This window comes from Candidatus Nealsonbacteria bacterium (genome assembly GCA_026016225.1).
Lineage (GTDB): Bacteria > Patescibacteriota > Minisyncoccia > Minisyncoccales > JANBVM01 > Nealson33H.
On record CP061210.1, the window covers coordinates 548348 to 568263 of the forward strand.

The 19916-nt window shown below is 32.7% G+C and carries 25 protein-coding genes, 1 tRNA gene and 1 pseudogene; 3 read left to right on the forward strand and 24 right to left on the reverse strand.

Annotated features, from left to right (window positions below; translation table 11 throughout):
- Window positions 1-14: 14 nt before the first annotated feature.
- From IB617_02955 to IB617_02975, 5 genes are all read right to left on the reverse strand, one after another.
- Window positions 15-542 carry an AbiV family abortive infection protein gene (locus tag IB617_02955; protein ID UZE93094.1) on the reverse strand — a complete coding sequence of 176 codons (528 nt, stop codon included), beginning with the start codon at window positions 540-542 and terminating at the stop codon, window positions 15-17.
- A 71-nt stretch (window positions 543-613) separates the two neighbouring features.
- Window positions 614-1075 carry a hypothetical protein gene (locus tag IB617_02960; protein UZE93095.1) on the reverse strand — a complete coding sequence of 154 codons (462 nt, stop codon included), beginning with the start codon at window positions 1073-1075 and terminating at the stop codon, window positions 614-616.
- Between the two features lie 8 nt (window positions 1076-1083).
- Entirely contained in the window at window positions 1084-1236 is a 153-nt protein-coding gene (locus IB617_02965) for a hypothetical protein (GenBank protein ID UZE93096.1), read from the reverse strand.
- 116 nt (window positions 1237-1352) lie between these two features.
- A complete protein-coding gene (locus IB617_02970) occupies window positions 1353-1595 on the reverse strand; it encodes a hypothetical protein (GenBank protein ID UZE93097.1) in 243 nt (80 codons plus the stop codon).
- 8 nt (window positions 1596-1603) lie between these two features.
- Window positions 1604-1930, reverse strand: coding sequence for a hypothetical protein (locus tag IB617_02975; protein UZE93098.1), 327 nt, complete (start codon window positions 1928-1930; stop codon window positions 1604-1606).
- A gap of 125 nt (window positions 1931-2055) precedes the next feature.
- Here IB617_02975 and lexA point away from each other — a divergent pair, with 125 nt between their 5' ends.
- Complete coding sequence (lexA, locus tag IB617_02980) at window positions 2056-3549, forward strand: transcriptional repressor LexA (protein ID UZE93099.1); 1494 nt, start codon at window positions 2056-2058, stop codon at window positions 3547-3549.
- Here lexA and IB617_02985 read toward each other — a convergent pair.
- The 11 genes and pseudogenes from IB617_02985 to IB617_03035 all read right to left on the reverse strand — a co-directional run bounded on the left by IB617_02985 (window position 3533) and on the right by IB617_03035 (window position 11336).
- Window positions 3533-4183, reverse strand: a complete 651-nt coding sequence (locus IB617_02985; protein UZE93100.1) for a hypothetical protein — start codon at window positions 4181-4183, stop codon at window positions 3533-3535. The two genes, lexA and IB617_02985, sit on opposite strands and share 17 nt — an antisense overlap.
- Before the next feature lie 44 nt (window positions 4184-4227).
- Complete coding sequence (locus IB617_02990; GenBank protein ID UZE93101.1) at window positions 4228-5523, reverse strand: replication-associated recombination protein A; 1296 nt, start codon at window positions 5521-5523, stop codon at window positions 4228-4230.
- 328 nt (window positions 5524-5851) lie between these two features.
- A complete protein-coding gene (locus IB617_02995; protein ID UZE93102.1) occupies window positions 5852-6109 on the reverse strand; it encodes a hypothetical protein in 258 nt (85 codons plus the stop codon).
- 148 nt (window positions 6110-6257) lie between these two features.
- Window positions 6258-6539 carry a transcriptional regulator gene (locus tag IB617_03000; protein ID UZE93103.1) on the reverse strand — a complete coding sequence of 94 codons (282 nt, stop codon included), beginning with the start codon at window positions 6537-6539 and terminating at the stop codon, window positions 6258-6260.
- Window positions 6540-6702: 163 nt separating this feature from the next.
- Window positions 6703-7008 (reverse strand): hypothetical protein, encoded by a 306-nt coding sequence (locus IB617_03005; protein ID UZE93104.1) that lies wholly within the window; start codon window positions 7006-7008, stop codon window positions 6703-6705.
- 23 nt (window positions 7009-7031) lie between these two features.
- Window positions 7032-8235: pseudogene (locus IB617_03010) on the reverse strand (methionine adenosyltransferase).
- Between the two features lie 4 nt (window positions 8236-8239).
- Window positions 8240-8521: an acylphosphatase gene (locus tag IB617_03015; protein ID UZE93105.1), complete on the reverse strand. Its 282-nt coding sequence runs from the start codon at window positions 8519-8521 to the stop codon at window positions 8240-8242.
- 221 nt (window positions 8522-8742) lie between these two features.
- The gene (locus IB617_03020) at window positions 8743-9072 is read right to left on the reverse strand and encodes a hypothetical protein (GenBank protein ID UZE93106.1); all 330 of its coding nucleotides are present in this window, start codon (window positions 9070-9072) and stop codon (window positions 8743-8745) included.
- Between the two features lie 153 nt (window positions 9073-9225).
- Complete coding sequence (locus tag IB617_03025; GenBank protein ID UZE93107.1) at window positions 9226-10620, reverse strand: hypothetical protein; 1395 nt, start codon at window positions 10618-10620, stop codon at window positions 9226-9228.
- A 68-nt stretch (window positions 10621-10688) separates the two neighbouring features.
- Window positions 10689-10765 (reverse strand) — tRNA-Val (locus IB617_03030).
- Window positions 10766-10880: 115 nt separating this feature from the next.
- The gene (locus IB617_03035; protein ID UZE93108.1) at window positions 10881-11336 is read right to left on the reverse strand and encodes a hypothetical protein; all 456 of its coding nucleotides are present in this window, start codon (window positions 11334-11336) and stop codon (window positions 10881-10883) included.
- A gap of 171 nt (window positions 11337-11507) precedes the next feature.
- On the opposite strand from IB617_03035, the gene IB617_03040 reads away from it, so the two are divergent.
- Entirely contained in the window at window positions 11508-13544 is a 2037-nt protein-coding gene (locus IB617_03040; protein ID UZE93109.1) for a hypothetical protein, read from the forward strand.
- A 57-nt stretch (window positions 13545-13601) separates the two neighbouring features.
- Here IB617_03040 and IB617_03045 read toward each other — a convergent pair whose 3' ends face one another.
- Window positions 13602-14246, reverse strand: coding sequence for an SIS domain-containing protein (locus tag IB617_03045; GenBank protein ID UZE93110.1), 645 nt, complete (start codon window positions 14244-14246; stop codon window positions 13602-13604).
- A 251-nt stretch (window positions 14247-14497) separates the two neighbouring features.
- Here IB617_03045 and IB617_03050 point away from each other — a divergent pair, with 251 nt between their 5' ends.
- Window positions 14498-15532, forward strand: a complete 1035-nt coding sequence (locus IB617_03050) for a hypothetical protein (GenBank protein ID UZE93111.1) — start codon at window positions 14498-14500, stop codon at window positions 15530-15532.
- Between the two features lie 153 nt (window positions 15533-15685).
- On the opposite strand, the gene rplL is transcribed toward IB617_03050, so the two are convergent.
- The 7 genes from rplL to IB617_03085 all read right to left on the reverse strand — a co-directional run bounded on the left by rplL (window position 15686) and on the right by IB617_03085 (window position 19762).
- Window positions 15686-16165, reverse strand: coding sequence for a 50S ribosomal protein L7/L12 (gene rplL / locus IB617_03055; protein ID UZE93112.1), 480 nt, complete (start codon window positions 16163-16165; stop codon window positions 15686-15688).
- 5 nt (window positions 16166-16170) lie between these two features.
- A complete protein-coding gene (locus IB617_03060) occupies window positions 16171-16683 on the reverse strand; it encodes a 50S ribosomal protein L10 (protein UZE93113.1) in 513 nt (170 codons plus the stop codon).
- Between the two features lie 160 nt (window positions 16684-16843).
- Entirely contained in the window at window positions 16844-17380 is a 537-nt protein-coding gene (locus IB617_03065) for a DJ-1/PfpI family protein (GenBank protein ID UZE93114.1), read from the reverse strand.
- 9 nt (window positions 17381-17389) lie between these two features.
- A complete protein-coding gene (mltG, locus tag IB617_03070) occupies window positions 17390-18457 on the reverse strand; it encodes an endolytic transglycosylase MltG (protein UZE93115.1) in 1068 nt (355 codons plus the stop codon).
- Entirely contained in the window at window positions 18441-19079 is a 639-nt protein-coding gene (gene pcm, locus IB617_03075; GenBank protein ID UZE93116.1) for a protein-L-isoaspartate O-methyltransferase, read from the reverse strand. Before pcm ends, mltG begins: the two co-directional genes overlap by 17 nt.
- A gap of 34 nt (window positions 19080-19113) precedes the next feature.
- Complete coding sequence (locus tag IB617_03080) at window positions 19114-19416, reverse strand: hypothetical protein (protein UZE93117.1); 303 nt, start codon at window positions 19414-19416, stop codon at window positions 19114-19116.
- Window positions 19417-19609: 193 nt separating this feature from the next.
- Window positions 19610-19762 (reverse strand): hypothetical protein, encoded by a 153-nt coding sequence (locus tag IB617_03085; GenBank protein UZE93118.1) that lies wholly within the window; start codon window positions 19760-19762, stop codon window positions 19610-19612.
- Window positions 19763-19916 lie beyond the last annotated feature (154 nt).

Consider the following 19916-nt stretch of genomic DNA (forward strand, 5'->3'; position numbering starts at 1 on the left):
TCGATTTATTCTTTTTATTTCATAAAACCTTTTGTTCCAATTTGGTGTCCGTAATATTCTTTCATAATAATAATTCTCTCAAAAGCAACCCTTAAAGTATGAATTAAGCTTTTAGATTCTTCTCGGCTAATTATGTCTTCAGGCGAACTTATACCATTTGGTTTTATATCAACATAAAGAGCCTTCATTCTTTTTTTAACTGACGGGATTTTAATTACAATATATTCCTCGTCTTCCAAATCTCTATAATCCTCGGCGTCTAAAGACGCCCATCTTACCCGACCGATTTTTCTGTTATGGTCAGTATAGTGTTTCCAGAAATCATCTTCTTTAATAAAACCAGTCCAAACATCTGCGGCAAGCTGTGATTTAGAAACTTCTTCCAGTCCAGTAAAAGCGAGAAAATACGCCCGTGCGTATTTTTTTCTCTCAAATAAAAGTTCTGCTTCTGAAAGCAACTCAACCGCGTTGTTATGCGCAGAAGCATAAATTGAATAGAAATTCAGCTTTTTATTCTTGCTTAATGATTTTAATTTCTTCATTGGTTAAATCGTATAGTTTATAAACCAATTTATCAATTTTCTGTTCGTATCCAGCGACCTTATTTTGTTTTTCAAGCATCTTTTAATTTATATTTCTTTTTATAAACTCTACCTGTAGCATCTTTAAACCATGCGTATTTGATAGTGGTTTTCATTTTCTGGCAATCTTGTTTTATTTTTTTCTTACTAAACCATTCCTGGCATGATTTTCCTTCTGTTAATTCTATAGGTAATTCTTTCGGCTTTGCGAAAACGATATTATGGCCATTCTTAAGATTAAATCCTGCCGACTTAAGCGTTACTGGTCGTCTTCCCTTATTTACGGCCTCAAGAAAAATATATAAATTTTTATCTACCTGATTCCCATATATTAAAAACCCATGGCTTATTTTTACTTTTATGCTTGCTCTATCCCGTAAAAGTGTAATAGCCCCCAAAATAATGCTAGAAATAAGACTAATTGTTGCCACGACTGCTCCATACCAAGCTATTATATCAGCAGAAATTTCAATTTTTATTACTGCGGGATTCATTTAATCTTTTATTTCTTAAAATCCTTTAATGTTTTTCTTTTAACCGGCCATTTTGCTGCAATTATGCGGCCGTCTTTCATTTGACAATAGCTAATCATGCCATAAACTTTATGTCTAGCGAGCTGTAGAGCTTTTTTATCTTTGAAATTCACTTTAGCCATATTTAGTATTACTTTTTTTGATTAATTCCTCGACTTTTTTATTTTCTACCTTCAAAATAGCCCTATTCTTCAAAAACGTCAATGTAAATAAAAACAGCCCAACAACGGCTTTTTTATTAAAATATTAATTCCAAAACAACCTTCCCTATTACGGCTATAATAACTCCAATTATTATTTTACCCCACCACTTATTATACCATCCCTCTTCTTGTATTATTTTCCTATAATCGCCTCTAGTTATTTTTATCCCATTCTTGCCGTTAAATAATTCCACCTCTTTAACATCTGTTCTTTCAAACAGATCTATAATAACTTTAATTTGCTCTGGATTAACTAATAAATTGCGTTTCTTCCTCATAAAAATTCTTATTTTCTCTTGGGTGGATTCAACTTTCTCCCTCTAGCTGATTCATAATCTATTCCCTTAGGAGATACTTTTGCAATCACAGGAGTTGCATTATCTCTCGCAGCACTTTGTTTTAAGCGTCCTAAATCTTTAGAAGAAGGACTTGCGGGAGTACCACTTCTGGTTGATTTAACTTGAACATTCCATTTTGTTCCTGAAGGAAACTTTGCTTTAATATCTGCTGCTCCTTTACTTCCCGGACTTCTAGTTACTTTAGCGCCACGCGCTCTAAGAGATTGAGCCACTTTCTGTTCCCTTTTTGCTCCGTATTTTGATTGACTTGTCATTTTTTTAAAAAGTTTAATTTTTTATATCTCCGACCTTTTAAAAGTTTTCCACAGTTGACATCGTTGTATGTTCGGTTAATGTTCGGTATAATATAACAATATCAACATAAAAAAGAAGAGTCAATATGTTAACGAAAAGGCAAAAACAAATTCTTAATTACATAGAAAAATTTATAAAGGCAAAAGATTATTCCCCTTCTCTAGAAGAGATAAAAAAGCATTTTAGACTAGCCTCGAGGTCAACTATCCATCAACATATTGAAACCCTGAAGAATAAAGGATATTTAGAAAACCAACCAAGAATTATAGAGGTATCAAATAATAAAAATTCTGATTTAATAAAAATTCCAGTACTTGGTACTATCGCCGCAGGAGAACCAATTGAAGCAATAGAAAGTCCAGAAACTATTAAAGTACAGAAAACTTTGCTCTCAAAATCTGGAGAGCACTACGCTTTACGAGTTCAAGGTAACAGTATGATAGATGAGGGAATATATAATGGAGATGTTGTGATTCTAAGAAAACAGCCGGACGCTGAAAATGGAGAAACAGTGGTGGCTCTGATTAATGATAATGAAGTAACGCTAAAGAAAATTTATAAAGAAAAAAATGGATTTCGACTTCAACCTGCAAATCCAAACATTAAACCAATTTATACGAAAGAATTAATTATTCAAGGAAAAGTTATTAGTGTTATTAGAAATTTTAACGAATTGAAAGAGAAAATAAAAACAGAAAAAAGCATAAAACCTAAAAAAAATAAAATTTCAAAAAAGAAAAACCTAAAGAAGCATTTAAATAAGGTGTTCTTTGGAGACATAATGGATCTTTTAAAAGATTTACCAGATGAAAGTGTTAATATGGTATTCGGAGATCCTGATTACAATGTTGGAATAAAATATGGAGATAAAACTTATACTAAAAACTTTAATGAATATATAAATTGGTATATCGAATTAACAAAAGAATCTATGAGAGTTCTAAAAAAGGATGGAAATTTGTTTATGATGAACTACCCAAAACAGAATGCTCATTTAAGAACAAAATACTTAGATAATATATATCCTTTCATTAATGAGTATATATGGGTTTATAATACTAATATAGGCCATAGTAAAAAACGCTTTACTACAGCACACAGAAGTATCCTACATGTTAGAAAATCAAAAAATAATAAATTTTATAAGGATAATATAGCTCTTCCTTATAAAAACCCGACAGATAGAAGAATTTTAGAAAATTTGAAAAATGGATCAAAAGGCAGAATGCCCTACTCTTGGATTTATTTTGATTGGTTTTATTTTGACCTTGTCAAAAATGTAAGTAAAGAAAAAACTTATCATGCCTGTCAAATACCTCAAAAACTCACAGAGATGTTAATAAAATCTTGTACGATACCGAACGATATAGTTTTTATCTTGTTCGGAGGAAGTGGTTCTGAATTAGAGGTATGTAAAAAACTAAAAAGACAGTATATCTCTACAGAAATTGATGAAAAATATCATGAAATGATTCTTGATAGATTACAAAATGGTTATATTAAGAAGAAATATAAATTACAGCTTAGAAATCCTATAAGACCGAAAGAGAGCTTATCGCTCTTTAATAAAGAGGAATAATTTTTTTAACTTCTTCATAGCTAAAATCTTTCCTTTTTAACAAAACAAGTACTGCAAAGAATTTAGCTCTACCAGCACCTCTACTAACTGCTTGTTCTTTTCCTGTTTTTTTGTTTATCTTTGCTAAAACATACTTAGCTTTAGACTGTACATCTTCCCATTTAAGTCTGTAGTTAAAATCTTCTTCAATCCATATCCATCTTAATGTTAGTAAAAAGAGTTCAGGATTTATTCCTTTTAGTTTTGGTGGTTTTTTACTAATTCTATTTGTGTAATACATACCTTGTAATATCTCCCAAAACTTTTCACTACCACTCTTGTTGTCTTTGAAATCGACTAACAATTTATCAAACGTAAATTCTTCAGGCCTAAGGGCTTTCCCTTTTTGATGGGGAACAACTCTGAAATCAAAGAGGTTGGCCCACTTTCTAGTATTTTTTCTATTTGTTTTTAAAACTCTTTTAAACATTTTTCTTCCAGGATAATCTATCGCCACAATAGGGTCTTTTATACTACCCTCTACAATAAATCTAACAGAATAAGTTTTTCTATTCTTATACTTTTCAAGAGTAACTGCTATCTCGTGATAGGGGTTATTAATATTATTGATTTGTAGTTTTATCGGTTTAATCATAAAATATATTTCTTTTTTATTAATCAAAATTCTCTACCTTCAATTTACCCCTCTTTCACTCTTTTCTCAACTTTTTTGTCTTTTTCTGGAAGGTAGTATTTCTGCTCCCCTATTTCTTTTGGAAAATGGGTTTGGCTGGGCTTTTTACCAGGAACGTTATGAGCGTATTTATAATCTTTACCATAACCTAAATCTTTCATTAAGTTGGTAACTGCGTTTCTCAGGTGTAAGGGAACGCCAAAAGAGCCTTTTTTGGCATCTTTTTTAGCGCTCAACAAAGCAATATAAGAAGAATTATCTTTGGGAGCTGCGGCTAAATAAGTTACTCCTTGGGCTAAGTTAATCTGGGCTTCGGGAAACCCTACAAATTCAACTGCCCTGGCTACTGAAGTAGCAACAGTTAAGGCATTGGTATCAGCATTACCAATGTCTTCAGAAGCAAAAATAACCATGCGACGGGCAATAAAACGAGGGTCTTCTCCTGATTCTACCATTCGCGCCAACCAGTAAAGAGCACCGTCAGGATCTGAATCCCGCATACTCTTAATAAAAGCTGAAATGACATTATAATGTTCTTCTCCTTTTTTATCATAACGCAAGGCATGCTCTTTTAAGATTTCAGAAACTTGTTTTTCTCTAATCTCATATTGATTGCGGCTTTTTAAAAAATTAACCACAAATTCAAGACCATTTAATCCTACTCTGGCATCGCCATCAGCAAAATTAATCAATCTCTTTAAAGCTTTATTGGTAATCTTCATTTTCATTTCACCCAAACCCTGTTCTTTATCTTTAAGCGCCCTCAATAAGATTAATTTCATTGCTTCCTCATCAAGAGGTTTTAACACATAAACAGCAGAACGGGAAAGCAAAGGAGAAATCACCTCAAAAGAAGGGTTTTCAGTAGTGGCTCCAATTAAGATAACTGTTCCATCTTCCACAAAAGGTAAAAAAGCATCTTGCTGGGCTTTATTGAATCTATGGATTTCATCAATAAAAAGTATGGTTCCTTTGTTGTGGAACTTTCGACGCTCTCTAGCTTCTTTAATGGCTTTACGAACATCATTAATGCTGGTATTAGCAGCTGAGAATTTCACAAAATGAGCCTTGGTTTTTTTAGCAATAATCCTGGCTAAAGTGGTTTTACCGCAGCCTGGCGGTCCCCAAAAAATCAAGGAAGCCAAATTATCATCCTGAACAGCGCGACGCAAAGGACTATCAGGGCCCACTAATTCGTTCTGACCAAAAAATTCCTCAAAATCTTGGGGTCTTATCCTATCAGCTAAAGGAGTTTGTTTTTTCAGACTCTCTTTAAATTTTTTATCAAACAAATCCTGCATTTTCTTTTAATAAATTAGATATTTCCTACTTCACCATACCCCTGTTTTGGGATTTTTTCAATCCTTCGGTTCGCTTCGCTCTCTCAAGACAAGTTCCTTCGGCAAAGTTTACGCTGAACACAGTTGAAGGGCTCAGGACAAGTGCTTTAAAAAACGCCTTTGTAAAACAAAAACTGCCTGGATAACCAGACAGTCTTTGTTTTGGTTCTTTTCCCTATTTACTTTTATTAAAAGAACCCTTTAACCTCTTTTGAATCTTTTAATTATTTTAAAAGACTCAAAAGAAGAAAGTAAATAAGGAAAATTAAAAAAAAAATGAATTTGATTTTTACAATACTATCTTGTTATGTAATCTCTGCAATTCTTTGTTTAATTCTCTTAGACATTCTGGCTTTTTTCCTGAAGTTTCCAAATCCAAAGCTATTTTTATTGTATCTATTGCCCAAAGTATTGCTCTTGTTGTTTTCTCTTCAATTGTTGCCTGCCTTAAACCCATTTTCTCAACAGACGGTAAAGGGAATTTGATTTCCCAACCATCCTCCCATGGAAATTCTTGCAATTCTATATATTCTGTCATTTCTATCATAAATCCATTTCTATTTTTATACTTTGATTATATAATACTATTTTAAATTTGTCAAGAGTAAATTGCTTATAATCATTTTCATTTTGACACGAAAAACCGGCTTTTTCAAGCCGATTTTTCTCTTGGGCAAAAACGGGTCTTAAAATATTTAGGTTTCTTTCTTTTCTTGATCGTATTTCCTCCAAGATGCTGAAACAGTAGGTTCTATACTGTCCAACTCGCTTAAAATCTTTTCTTTAATCTCGCTTGTCGCTATTTCCTCTCTTGCATCTGCCATCTGGATTGCAGCGGTTGCCACCTTCTCTACTACCTCATTTTTTCTTTCTTCTGAGAGATTTGCTTCTTCAGCAGCAACTACAATTGATTTTCTAATTTTTTCAGGATCAAAGGGTTCCCTTGTCCCGTCTCTTTTTATAACTTCACGAGCCATAATTAATAAATGTTTTATTTATTAAAATTTCCGACCTTTATTTCAATATTTATTCTCAAATCTTCTTTCTTCACCATACCTCTGTTTTGGGATTTTTTCAATGCTTTCCATAAAAAACTCGCTAAAGCGGACTAAAAAACTAACCAATTCAAATTTGAGATAATTAATCTCTGCTAAAGAGATGTAAAAGTCTCAAGAATACAAAAACAAAAATAGCATAACCTATCATTGCTGAAATGGTGGCTGTTTCAATGAGTTTACCATTCCAATAAATATCTGAGAAAATAAAATTAAAAGGAGAAATTAAAACATCACTATATTTATAAATAAAACTAATTACAATAGTTTTTGGATTGGCATTTAAGAATTTAAGCAATAATCTTAAGAATAAGAAAAGTTCAACTAAACCAAACAATCTTTTAACTACTTTCTTAAATAGCTTAAATGTTTTTTTGATTAACCTTGTCATAGGTTTTGCTCAGATGAACCATTTTAAGGGAATAATTTCAAGAGTTGTTTTACTCTATCTATTTTTTCCCAAGTAAAACCTGGTTCTTCTCTCCCAAAATGTCCGTAAGCTGCTGTATTGCGGTAAATAGGTCTTAAAAGTTTAAGCTGTTTAATAATTCCCCCCGGGTTTAACTCAAAAACCCTGGGAACTACTTTTACCAATTTTTCATTAGAAACTTTTCCCGTTCCAAAAGTTTCTATTTTTAAGGACAAAGGTTCTACTCCCCCTATTACATAACCTATTTGAACTTCACATTTTTCTGCCAAACCTGCAGCTACAATATTCTTTGCAATATAGCGAGACATATAAGCTCCAGACCTATCAACTTTAGTCGGGTCCTTGCCGCTGAATGAGCCACCTCCGATAGGAACTACTCCTCCATAAGAATCAACAACTGTTTTTCTCCCGGTAGCCCCTGTATCAGCCACAGGTCCTCCAATAACAAATCGACCTGTATTATTTATATAATATCTCGTTCTTCTATCCAAAAACCTCTGGCAAACAGGTCTAATTACGTGTTTTTTGATATCCTGTTTAATCTTTTTTAAAGAAACATCAGGGTCGTGCTGGGCTGCAATTACCACGTTATTTAATCTTTTAGCAATCCCGTTTCTATACTCAACGCTCACCTGACTTTTACCGTCAGGCCTCAAATAAGGTATAATTTTCTTTTTCCGAACTTGAGCTAATCTTCTAACTAATTTGTGAGCCAACATTATTGGCAAAGGCATTAATTCAGGGGTTTCTTTACAAGCATAGCCAATTACAAATCCCTGGTCTCCTGCTCCCTGTTTTTTGGTCCCTGCTTTCTTCACTCCCCTGGCAATATCCGGTGACTGGGAATGAACTGTATTAAAAACAGCCAGGGTATGAGAATCAACTCCATATTCAGGCTTTGTATAACCTATATCTCCCACCACATCCCTGGCAATCTGAGAAACGTCTATCCAGCTACGGGTTGTAATTTCTCCTCCTACGATTACATAACCCATTCCTGTCATTACTTCACAGGCTACTCTGGAATATTTATCTTTTTTTATAAGATTGTCTAAGATAGAATCTGCTATTTGATCACAGACCTTGTCAGGGATGCCCCTCCGTTACCGATTCGGAAGTAACCAGGAATTTTCCCGATTTTCCCGACCGTGGAGAGGCTATTGCTGTTGTTTTAAAAAATTTGCTCATATTATTAAAATCTAATATCAAAACCTTTAAATTCTCCTTTATATTTCTGCCATTTAACTTCACAATTATCTACCTCAGCAGAAACTGGACCTTTCTTAACCCAATTTATTATTTTTTCTACTTTCTTTTTCCTGCCTTCAAAAACAGCTTCTACTCGGCCATCAAATAAATTGCGAACCCATCCAAAAACATCAAGCTCTTTAGCTTTTCTAATGGTGTTCTGGCGAAAAAATACACCTTGCACGCGGCCTGAAACAATCATATGTGCCCTAATCTTTTCTTCCATGTTTGGCTGTTTTTAATATCAAACCGCCGCGTATTCAAAAGTCAGTTATTACCTCCAGATTAAAAACCTCGTATGCCCTTAATTATCGCAGCCAGTAAACTTATTATTAGGGAACCGACAATAAAGATTACTGTTACTCCGAAAACAAATGTTTCAAAGATATCAATGATAAACGATCCCATTTGTGATATAAAGCGTATATTAGATTGCGACCTTTTTAATTATAACAATTTTTTTTGTCTAAAAACATTAGCAACTTCCAAAGCTCTTTTTCTACCTTTCTTTGTCAAAATAAAAAAAGTCTTTGGATTTCCGGTAATCATTTTTCCATTCCTTAAGGCTCTGAGAGGTCTGTCTAATTTGCGGGTATCGGGCCATTTTGGATATTTAGAAAGAAAAAAGACTTTGGGAAACAAAGTAAAACATTTATGTACCAATATCTCAAAACTACATTTTTTGTTGCTGTCAGCTACTGAGAAAATTCCAAAAAGAATCAAGTCATTGATTGAAACTTTTTTATATAACTCTTCCTCAAGAAAAGCTTTTCTCATAATATTCTTTCTTAATTACGAAGTAATTACAAGGAGCGAAGCGACTGGTTCCTTTATAATCTCATTTTTTAGAGATTTTGTAAATTTAGCATTTGGAATCGAACCACAGATGGCATCCCAAGCTTTTTCAAGGAAATTTTCTTTTCAACAGAATTAACCGTATGGTGCCCAATCTTGAAACTTATAGCCAGCAGGAATTTTTAACTCAAAGAAATCGGAAGGTAGAGACTCTCTCTCGATTATCTCTCCAATTATATATTTATAAGCCATAATAAGCTCCATTTCCCCAGTATGAATAACTTTACTTGTTTTGGTTTCCTGTTGCCATTCGTATTCTAAAATTTCTTCAAATACCATTTCTTCGATGGGCAGATAAGTTTGTGCGTCAATATAGTAAAGGCGGTAATTTATATCATAAGTCGGACATTTTATTTTATAAACTTCTTTTCCCTCAAAAATATCTGTTCCATCAAAATAGCATTCTTCTTCCTCCAATTTTGTTTTGAAAGTAGTATAGGGGTCTTTGGTGCTCTCCTCACCTATTCCATGTTTGCCTTTTATTGGATCAACCCATTCCGCCGCTTTCAAATAAGGATTAAGTGCTAATTTCTTTCCCGTTTCCCCATCCGTGAGATCAACTTCAATATTACAATACTCCTTCACCTCTACAGTTCTTCCAGCCTCATCGGTTGATTCTACAATATACTCAAATCCAGGAGGTCGAGAAAATGAAACATGTAGTTCTTGACGATATTTATTGGCTTCCAAATCTATCCAACTTTCATAAACCCAGCAAGGTTGAATAAGCGTCATAGTCCAAGTTTCTTTGGCGTAAGCCGGATCTATAATAACTTTTTTATGGATTACGTTCTTTTCGGAAGCTGCTTGCACAGAGATTTTTTCAAGAAGGTTTTTAAGTAACGTTAAAAGAAAATTTTGATCAAGATAACCCGTCTTTCTAAATTTAGGCATTAAAAGAGTTTCCGTCGCTTCTAGTGTCTGGGTTCCCAAATGATTTTCTATTAGATTTTCAATATCAGCAACCTCGACAGATAATTGAGAATATGATGCCACCTCCTGTTTCAAATTCAGAAAAAGTTTATAATTTTCCCATTCTTTATGTCGTAGGTCAGCCACTTCCTTTTTAGCCTGTTCTTTCATATCTAGTTGTCCACTTTTTGATATAAAACTAGCAAAATTTTCTTTATAGTCTCGTAAAGACTCTGATACTGAAGAAATATCTCCTTGGTCTGCCATTTCTACAGTTGCATTTAAATCTTCGATAAGAGCAACTATTGTAGATTGGACTTCTCCGATACTTATTGTTGGTTTTGATGGAATAATTTCCTCGGGAACAGGTTCTTCTTTTGGTAATTCTTCTGGCCCGACTACTTCTTTAACTGGTTTTTCAGTAGTTTCGGATACCTCTGGTATTTGTTTTTGAAAGTAATAATATAAACCCCCAGTAGTTATTAAACCGACTACAACTATAACAATAATTATCACAATTAAACTCTGTCCGAAATTATAAAAATTAATTCTCCTCATATTTTTACCTTAATAATTTTAAAAAATTCTCTCAAAATAGGTTCGACTATTATCAATTATTGCCCATTTGGTGGGCGTGTGTGGATTTGAACCACAGACCTCACGGATGTGACCCGTGCACTCTAACCAACTGAGCTACACGCCCAATGATATTAATTTAACAAATTTTGTAGTAATAGTAAACGAGAACCTTTTAAGAACCATGCCTTTGGCAGAACCTTGATTCTCGCTTCGCTCAAATTAAAAAATAGGCAGTTTCTTTAAACTGCCTCAGAAGGGTAATTTCCTAATAATATGGCTTTTAAGATATCTATTGAATTCTCAGGACTAAAGGCTGAGTCTAAATCATCATCTATAGAAAGTTGAATCCTTTTTTCTTTTATAGCTTTTAACTTTTTCAACTTTCTCTTTATGGGACCTGTACAGATTATTTCTGTAAAAGGAACATCATGACGACTTAGCCACTTTTTTAGTCGTCTTTCCCAAAACTTCGGAGTCGAGGTAAGAATAGTAATCTCGCAATCTTTCTTCTTTTCATTCACAAGCTCTCTTAAAATTTTTATAATCTTTTGGTTTGGTCGGCCAATTACCCATGTTAATAAACCACAGAACCAAGAAGGTAATTTATTATGGAAGATTCTCTCAAAATCCCCCGGTAGTATCTTGATGGTATTGTGAAAGTCAATACTGATTTTTTGAATATTATTTTCTTTCATACCAAATCACTCTCTGTTATTTAAATTTACTTTAAAAACAACTAAGCTATTTTACAACATAATAAATAAAAAGTAAAATATCTTAAGAGGAAGCATTGTTTGACTTTAAAAACTATGCAAGTTTTTGAATTCCATTTTAATCCCCCCTTTCGCCGCTCCGTCGCCAAAACTATGAAGTATCGTCGGCAAGGCTTCGGAGAGCAAACAAAACCATTTCCAGATTTAATTTTTGACAGTTTTTGCTATGAACCAGAAAACATTTACGAAAAAAGAATGGGAAGTTTTTATATGGCAGGCCTTTTAAAAAACGTTCTCCCTCAAAATACCAGATTTATAGAAAAACTGGTAAAAGTTATTAAAGATAAATATTACCGTTCAACCATTTTCACACCAGAAAAATCTTTAAAAGAAAGTCTGAAAGTAGCTAATGAATTTTTGGAGAAAATAACAAAAAGAGGAGATGTGAGTTGGCTTGGGAATTTAAGCTTTACCGTTATTTCGCTTGCCAATTTCAAAATGAACTTTACTAAAGTCGGGCACATAAAAGTATTACTGATAAGAACAGGGAAGATAATAGATATTGATGAAAAAGTAAGACTTCAAGATATAGAACCTTATCCTTTAAAAATATTCAGCAATATAGTCTCTGGGAAACTATCTGAAGGTGATATGATTTTAGTCTTAACTGAAGATATATTTAACTTCTTCCAGAATCAAAATTTATTAGAGGAAATTGCGAAATTAGACCCTTTCAGCGAAAAAGGCTTAAAAGAAATACTAAATGGCAAAGAAGAACTATTAGCTGATATTTCCGGACTTCTCTTGACAATAGTTTTAACAAAAGAAACCCTGGTAGGAAAAAAGAAAATAATTTCTCCCAAAGTATTAAAGGAGTTCTCGATAAAAGAGGTTTTTAGCCCTATTTTAGGGTTTTTCAAAAAAGCAAAAACCACTCGTTATTTTAGTCCTCAAGACCTCATTTCCACGCTTCGTTCAAAAGTAAAAAAGCCTTCTATCAGTTTCTCCCGAGTTAAGAAAAAATTAAAACTTCGTGAAATTAAACTTCCCAGAGCTATAGACAATTTTTTCAACACGAAAATAAGACCTCTATTTTTAAATAAAAAGATAGCTCTGATTTTAGCTTTAAGCATTATTTTAATATTCGGCTTTATCTTTTCAAAACTGGAACAAGAAAGAAATATAAAACTTTACAGTAAAGACTTGCAAGATATACAAGAAAAATTAAATTTGGTGGATAGTTTGTTAATTTTAAAAGAAACAAGTCCCGAAGCTACCCAGAGAGCAAATTTATTACTGAAAGAAAGCTGGGAAGAAATTTCTTCTTTATCTATAAAAGTAATCGGTTTACCAAAAGATTTTGCTAATCAGGTTTTTTCTCTTAAAAATGAAATTTCAGAAAAACTTTCTGATTTGAACAGATTAGAAAGAATTGAAGAACCTCAACTAATTTTTGAATTTGAAAGGAAAACATTTATTCCCCATAAGGTTTTAGTTTTAAATAATAATCTTTATTTCTTTAGTCCCTACATAGAAAATATATTCCGCTTAACAGAAAAAGGGCAAAGTAGTATTATTGAAACCGGTCAAAAAATTACATTAGCAACGGGCTTGGATGATTTCCTTTGCTTTTTCTCAAAACCTGACCAATTGATTATTTTAAAAAACAATGAGCTTACTCCATTCTCTCTTCAAAGACCTTATGCAGACTTTAATTTTGATGACCTTGCTTCTTTTAAAAATAATCTTTATTTTTTAGATAAAAAGGCAGGTCAAATAATAAAATATCCTTATTCAGGTAATTTAAATTGGGGCTCTCCCCAATTATGGCTAAATCCTAAAACCCCAAAAGTTATTGGAGCTAACTCCTTTACAATTGATGGTTCTGCTTGGGTTCTAAACCAAAATTTAATTTACAAGTATTATGGAGGCGAGCTTCAAAAAGAGATTAACCTGGAGATTTTCCCTATCTCAGAAGATTTCTCAAAAATCTTTACCTCCCCCACTCTCTCTTATCTTTATATTTTAGAACCCGTCCAAAAAAGAGTTATTGTTATTGATAAATCAGCTAAAATAATTAAACAATTCCAAAGTGAGAAATTTGATAATCTCTTAGATTTTGGGGTTTCTGAAAACGGAAAAACAATCTATCTCTTAAACGGCCTGAAAGTATTTAAAATTGAATTTTAATATTTTAAACAAGGTTAAAAAAAAAGGGGGGAATTTTCTCCCTTGATTTTTATTAATTTAAATAGCGTGTCTCTCCTCCATTTTCTCCTCACTGGTTTTTGTTAAATACATCAATTTTTCGATTATACTATCTAAAAATATTCCAGCGATTGCTTCAAAAAAAGTTCTTAAAGGTAAAATTGGACCCCCTACTAAACGTTTTCTAGAGTAATCTACAGCTTCAACAACTTCTTCTCTCCCCGGTAACTTTATTGTTACATCTGCCAGTCTTCCAAGCGGCGAATCTCTATGAGAAGTAATGACTATTATCTTTGCTCCAATCTCTGTTATTATTTTTTCACATCTATCTATATTGGTAGATGTAGTGCCCGACCCGGATATAACCATTACGATATCTTCCTCCCTTACCCTTGGAGCAGTAGATTCACCAATGACGTGGGCATGAAAATCCATTTGCCGAAAACGCATAGCACATCCTTCTCCTACTAACTTAGACCTTCCTTCTCCCATGAAAAAGACTCTTTTATGTTCTTCATATGCATACATGCACAAATCTATTAATCCTCGGATTCCCTTCTCTTCCCTGTTTTCCTCTAAAACTTTTTTTGCGCCATCTTCTATTAATTTGACTTTAAGCACCATCAAATCTGTTATATCTTTTTGTATATCTTTTTCAGAATCTATTTTTTTATTCGCGTTCATTCAATAAACCATCTTTTTTATTCTGATTTTGTTTTTAAATATCTAACTATTACTTTTTAGCAGAATTCTTTTATACAATCAAGTATATTTTGCCCTTGACAAAATTTATATTTGTGATATAATTTTGATATAAAGTGGAAAATAAAATTTTCATTTTATTCTTTAAAAAATAAATAGGTGAAGAAATATTGAAGGAAAAAATAGCAATAACACATACGCGGGCCGATATAGACGTTTTTTTTACTGCAGCAATGCTTGGAATAAAAAAGTTTTTTTTCGTCAAAAACAGCGATGGAATTACAGTTAACTTCAAAAATGCTCGTTATATCGATAGGGGAAAAAGAGACCTAGATCATCATGGTCAAAAGGGAAAAACTAGTTTTGACTTAGTTCTAGAAGAGCTAAATCTTCAAAACGAAAGGTGGACTCAACCCATTAAAAGATTTGTTCAACGAGCAGATCTCAATGGAGAATCGCTACCATACGACGCAAGTCAAATTTCCAAAGCTGTTGTAAGAATAAAAGATATCGATGATGAGAAGAACATGCAAACAGGAATAGAAATGGCTGAAGCAATCCTTTACTTTCACAAGGAAGGAATAGCAAGGGATAATAAATTCACGCACCAGATTATAGCCGAGTTCATTAATGAAGTCTTTAAAGAAAATAAGATACCGAAGATGCTCAGTAGATATTTAGAACAACTTTCAAATCCAAGATTTGAAAGAATCTGCGATTTAGTTGAGATAGTAACAGGTTATTACAATAAGAATAAAGATTTGGAAAAGACAAAAGAATTTACTAAGAAACTTCTTAGATATACGTTACACGATAGACAATTATTTGAGAAAGCCCAGGAAGACTTACAAAAAACAATGAAAATAAAGACAAGAAAGGGTCTAATTGTGGTTAAAGAATATCAAGAGGAAGCTAATCCTAAATTTAATGTGGCAGCGAGAAAAATTGGTGCTATCGCAGTAATTCAACGACAAATGAAAAATAAACAAACTCAGATTTTCTTTGATACAAAAAATATAAAAAAGGAACAAACAGATAAAACAATTGCATTATTAAGAATACTCGAAGCGAAAGGGAAAAAAATAAATAAAAGAGATCTTTGCAGAGAAGGAACAATTGAATCAGTAAAAGAATGGTTCTATTTTGTCGGAGAAAAGAGAGGAGTTATGATCTTAAACGGGTCATTAACTGCACCCGATATTCCTCCCTCACGACTTTCTACAGAACAAATAATAGAATCAGTAAAAGCAGGATTAGAGACACAATAGATTTTCCGGCCCAATAAAGGCAAGAGGACGCCTAATAACGCGATAAGAAGTTCCTCGTTTTTTTTTACTTAAATTTTCAATTTTTCACATATAAAATATAAAAAGAACCTCTTTTGGATAAAAAGGTTCTTCTCTGTCCTGCCTCAATTAAATTTACTTCAATTCAACTTTGGCGCCGGCTGCTCCGAATTTCTTTTTAATCTCTTCAGCTTCATCCTTCTTCACGTTTTCTTTTACAACCTGAGGACCTGAAGCTACTGCATCAACTAAATCTTTGGAATCCTTTAATCCTTTTTGTGTTGCGTCTCTTACTGCCTTAATAACGTCAATTTTCTTAGCTCCAACATCAGTTAGGACAATACTAACAACGCTCTTTTCTACTGCTTGAGCTGCGGCCGGAGCACCACCTGCAGGGACAGCAGCAGCTACTATCTGAGGAGCAGCTGAAACACCAAACTTTTTTTCCAAGATTTTTACCAATTCTGCCAAATCCAAGACACTCATTTTTTCAATCTCTTCTACCAATTTTTTAAATTTTGCAGGAACCTTAACTTTCTCCTCTTTGCCCTCCGTAGCTTTCTTGTCCGCCGTAGCTTTAGCAGAGGCGGGTTCTTTTTTTGTTTCTTCTGCCATATTTATTATATTTTAAGTTTACTTAAAACATATACTAGACCTTTTAAGTTGTATTCTAAAGCTCTAACAAAATTTGTTACAGGAGCTGACAAACTTCCAGCTAATCTTGCCAAGAGCTCTTCTTTTGAAGGAATTTGAGCTAAAGCTATAAAATCTTCAGCTTCCCTAAATTTATTTTCAAAAAATCCTCCCAAAATTTTTAAGTTCGGGTTTTCCTTTGAAAACTGATAAATTGCTTTAGCTGGAGAAATTTCGTCTTTATACCCAAACACTAAGGCAATTTCTCCCTTTAATTTTTGAGGAGAGATTTTTAAACCGCTTTCTTTAAAAGCTATTTGAATTAATGTTTTTTTAGCAACTTTTAACTGGCTATCAGCTTTTTTTAGATTTTTCCTCAAATCAAACATGTCTTTTACTTTCAAACCTGTAAAATCAATAAAAATTACTGTTTTTTGCCTGGCAATGTTTTCTTTTAATTCTTCAAATACTTTTTTCTTTTGCTCTTTTGTTTTAGCCATGTCTTTTTTAAAAATAAATTAAAAAATCTGTGTATATACCACAGACCATCACGAAGAATATTTATTCTTTTAATATATCCTCGGTAGGATTTATTTATCCTCCTTCTCTGAAGCTTCTGAGGATAAACCTGCTGTCTGTGGAATATTCAAGTATATATTTTTAATTATTCTCTGTCAAGAGTTTGACTATTATCTTTCCAAAATCCTCTGCTGCTACAGGACCATTGGCAGTAATAATGTTACCATCAATAACAACAGAATCTGCTTTATAAATTGCACCTTCTTTTTCTAAAATCTTCACCGCTTTTTTATCTAAAGAAGAGCTCCAAACAGTAGCTTTTTTTCCTTTCAAGATACCTGCTTTTGCCAAAATAACAGGAGAAATACAAATTGAAGCTAAAATTTTATTTTGAGAAACTATTTCTTTTGCTATTTTATATGATTCTTCATTGTCCAAACTCGCAAGGCATCCAGGTCCTCCAATAAAAATTACAGCGTCAAAATTAGCTATATTTATATCAGATAGCAATAAATCTATGTTTACTTCTCCCCCATCAGCTCCAATGGCTACTCCTTTTTTGTTTGAGGCTGTTTTTACTTCAAGCCCAGCTCTCTCCAAAATCTCTAGAGGAATAAAATATTCTGCATCTCGAAAATCCCGAAAAGCAATAATTATTACAACTCTTTTGTTTTTCATAATCTTATGTTATTTAAGATATTTGGCTTTGGCAACGTTATGTTCTTCTAAAGTTTTGCTAAATATAGTTTCTCCCTCTGGCGTAGAAAGATAATACAAATAATCACTACTTTCAGGATACACGGCAGCTAAAATACTTTCAAGCCCAGGATTAGAGATTGGACCTAAGGGCAATCCCCTATATTTATAAGTATTATAAGGAGAATCAATTTGGGTCTCTTCTTTTGAAACCTTTGTTGTTTTTTTACCGGTAATATAGGTTATGGTAGCGTCAACCTGAAGAGGAATATTATTCTTCAATCTTTTCCACAAAATTCCAGAAACTATATTTTTATCTTCAAAAATTCTAACTTCCTTCTCTAATAAAGAAGCTATAGTTACTATCTCAAAAATCGTCTTTCCTTGTTGATTAATCTCGTTTCTCAACTCCTGACTTAATTTCTTGTCAAAATTATCCAACATTTTTCTGACAATTTCCTCAAGTCTTTGTTCATTGCTTTCTGCTCTTTGTTCTTTAATATAGTAAGTATCTGGAAAAAGATAACCTTCTAAACTAATATTCTTGGGTTTATCTTTCAAAAAATCATAGTCTGAACTAAAATCTTTAGGTTGTGGCAAATCAGTTACTTTTGAACAATCAATTAAACGAAAACCTACTAATTCAAAGAGTTCTTCAGCTTGAAACATTCCTTTGTTTTCAAAATACCAACCAATATCTCTTAAATTCCAGCCCTCTGGAATTGTTATAGTTTCTTTAATAATGTCACCTGAAATTATTTTTTGGGCAATATCTGCAATACTCATTGAAGGACTTAAGAAATATTCTCCTGCCTGAAGGTTTTTCTGGCTACCTTTTAAAAATACATAAAAATTAAATAAGAATCTATTTTTTATTATCTTTTCTTTCTCTAAATCCTCTGAAATCTGAAATAAACTCTCCCCTTTTTCAATTAAGAATAATTTATTCTCAGTATCAGAAAGATTCAAAGGTAAATATATCTGTTGCCAAACAAGAAGAGAAAAAATGAATACTATTTGACAGAAAATAAGGATTAATAATTTACTTATTTGTTCCATTTTTTGTGTTATCTATTATCAGCGGTACAAAGGCAAAACCTGGATATTCAATTTCTTCAAAGTCATTTTCTGTTTTTTTAACATAAAGCCAGATAGAAGAGCCTATAGGAGTAACAATTCGACCCCCTATTTTTAGTTGTTCTTTCCAAGCTGAAGGAAGTCTCTGGGCAGAAGCTGAAGCTAAAATTTTATCAAAAGGAGCTTCTTTTTTATATCCCTTTGAACCATCAGCACATATAAATTCAACTATTCCTTTTTCTACAAAATTGTATTTTGACACATTTTTTTCTCCAAACTCCTTTAATTCTGAAACAATCTCAATGGCTATTACCTTTCCTTTATTTCCTACAACGTGAGACAACAGAGCTGTTGTCCATCCAGATCCCGAACCAATATCTAAAATCTTATCTCCTTTTTGGGGGCCTAACTGTTCGAGCATAAAAGCTACGACCAGTGGCTGAGAAATTGTCTGTCCATAACCTATTGGTAAAGCTTCATTAATCTCAGCTAAATCTTTAACATCTTCAGGCATAAAATCAATTCTTTTAATTTTTTTAAAAGCCTCAATAATTCTCGGAATCTTTAGCCATCCATTTTTAATTAAATTATCAATTAAAGCCATAGTGGTATTATTAAGTTAGTCGTTCGCTAAAGGATTATTCTTTTGGATAAAGGGAAGATTTTTTAATAATGATTTTATAGATGTTTTCAATAAAATCACCTCCTGCATATCCGACAATAAAACTTAAAGCCGGACTAAACATATCCTCTAAAGTAAAACCAATGTTTTTTACTGCCATAACTGATAGTAAACCAATCAATCCAGAAAGAAAGGTCATCCCTAAAAAATAAGGTAACTTGAACTTTACGTTTTTATAAGCATACTGATGTTTCACGAACCCAGTTAGTCCCCTGACAGCTCCCCCACCAAATCCTGCTATTAAAATTGCTAAATACATAGATTTGTCTATTATATTATTATCTTAAGATAAATCTGTGAAAAGTTAAAGTCAAACAAAAACTGCCTAGATTACTAGACAGCCTTTGATTTAATCTTTTTTTTCCTTTTCCAAATCCACAATGTTTGGATTATGGGCTTGGAGAATAAATAGGAAAAAAAAGATTATTTAGTTGGAGTAAAAAAATAAAAAATTAGAAAATTCTTTGCTTCGCAGCTTCTTCATTAAGTTCTTTTACTACTTGGATTCCATGGATTATTCTACTCTGTTCTTCAGAGAATTTTTTATTTGCCTTACGAAACAATTCTTCTTGTTCTTTCTCTTCAATCTCTTTTCTAGTTACCATTTTTAAACCACCTTTATAACTATATCATATATAATTAAATTTGTCAATAGTAAAATCCCTCCCAAGTAGATTAACAAAAAACCAAAGCTTACACTCTGGTCTCAATTTTAAATGGAATATAGTTTCGCAAACCTTCAGTTAATCGTGCTGGTAT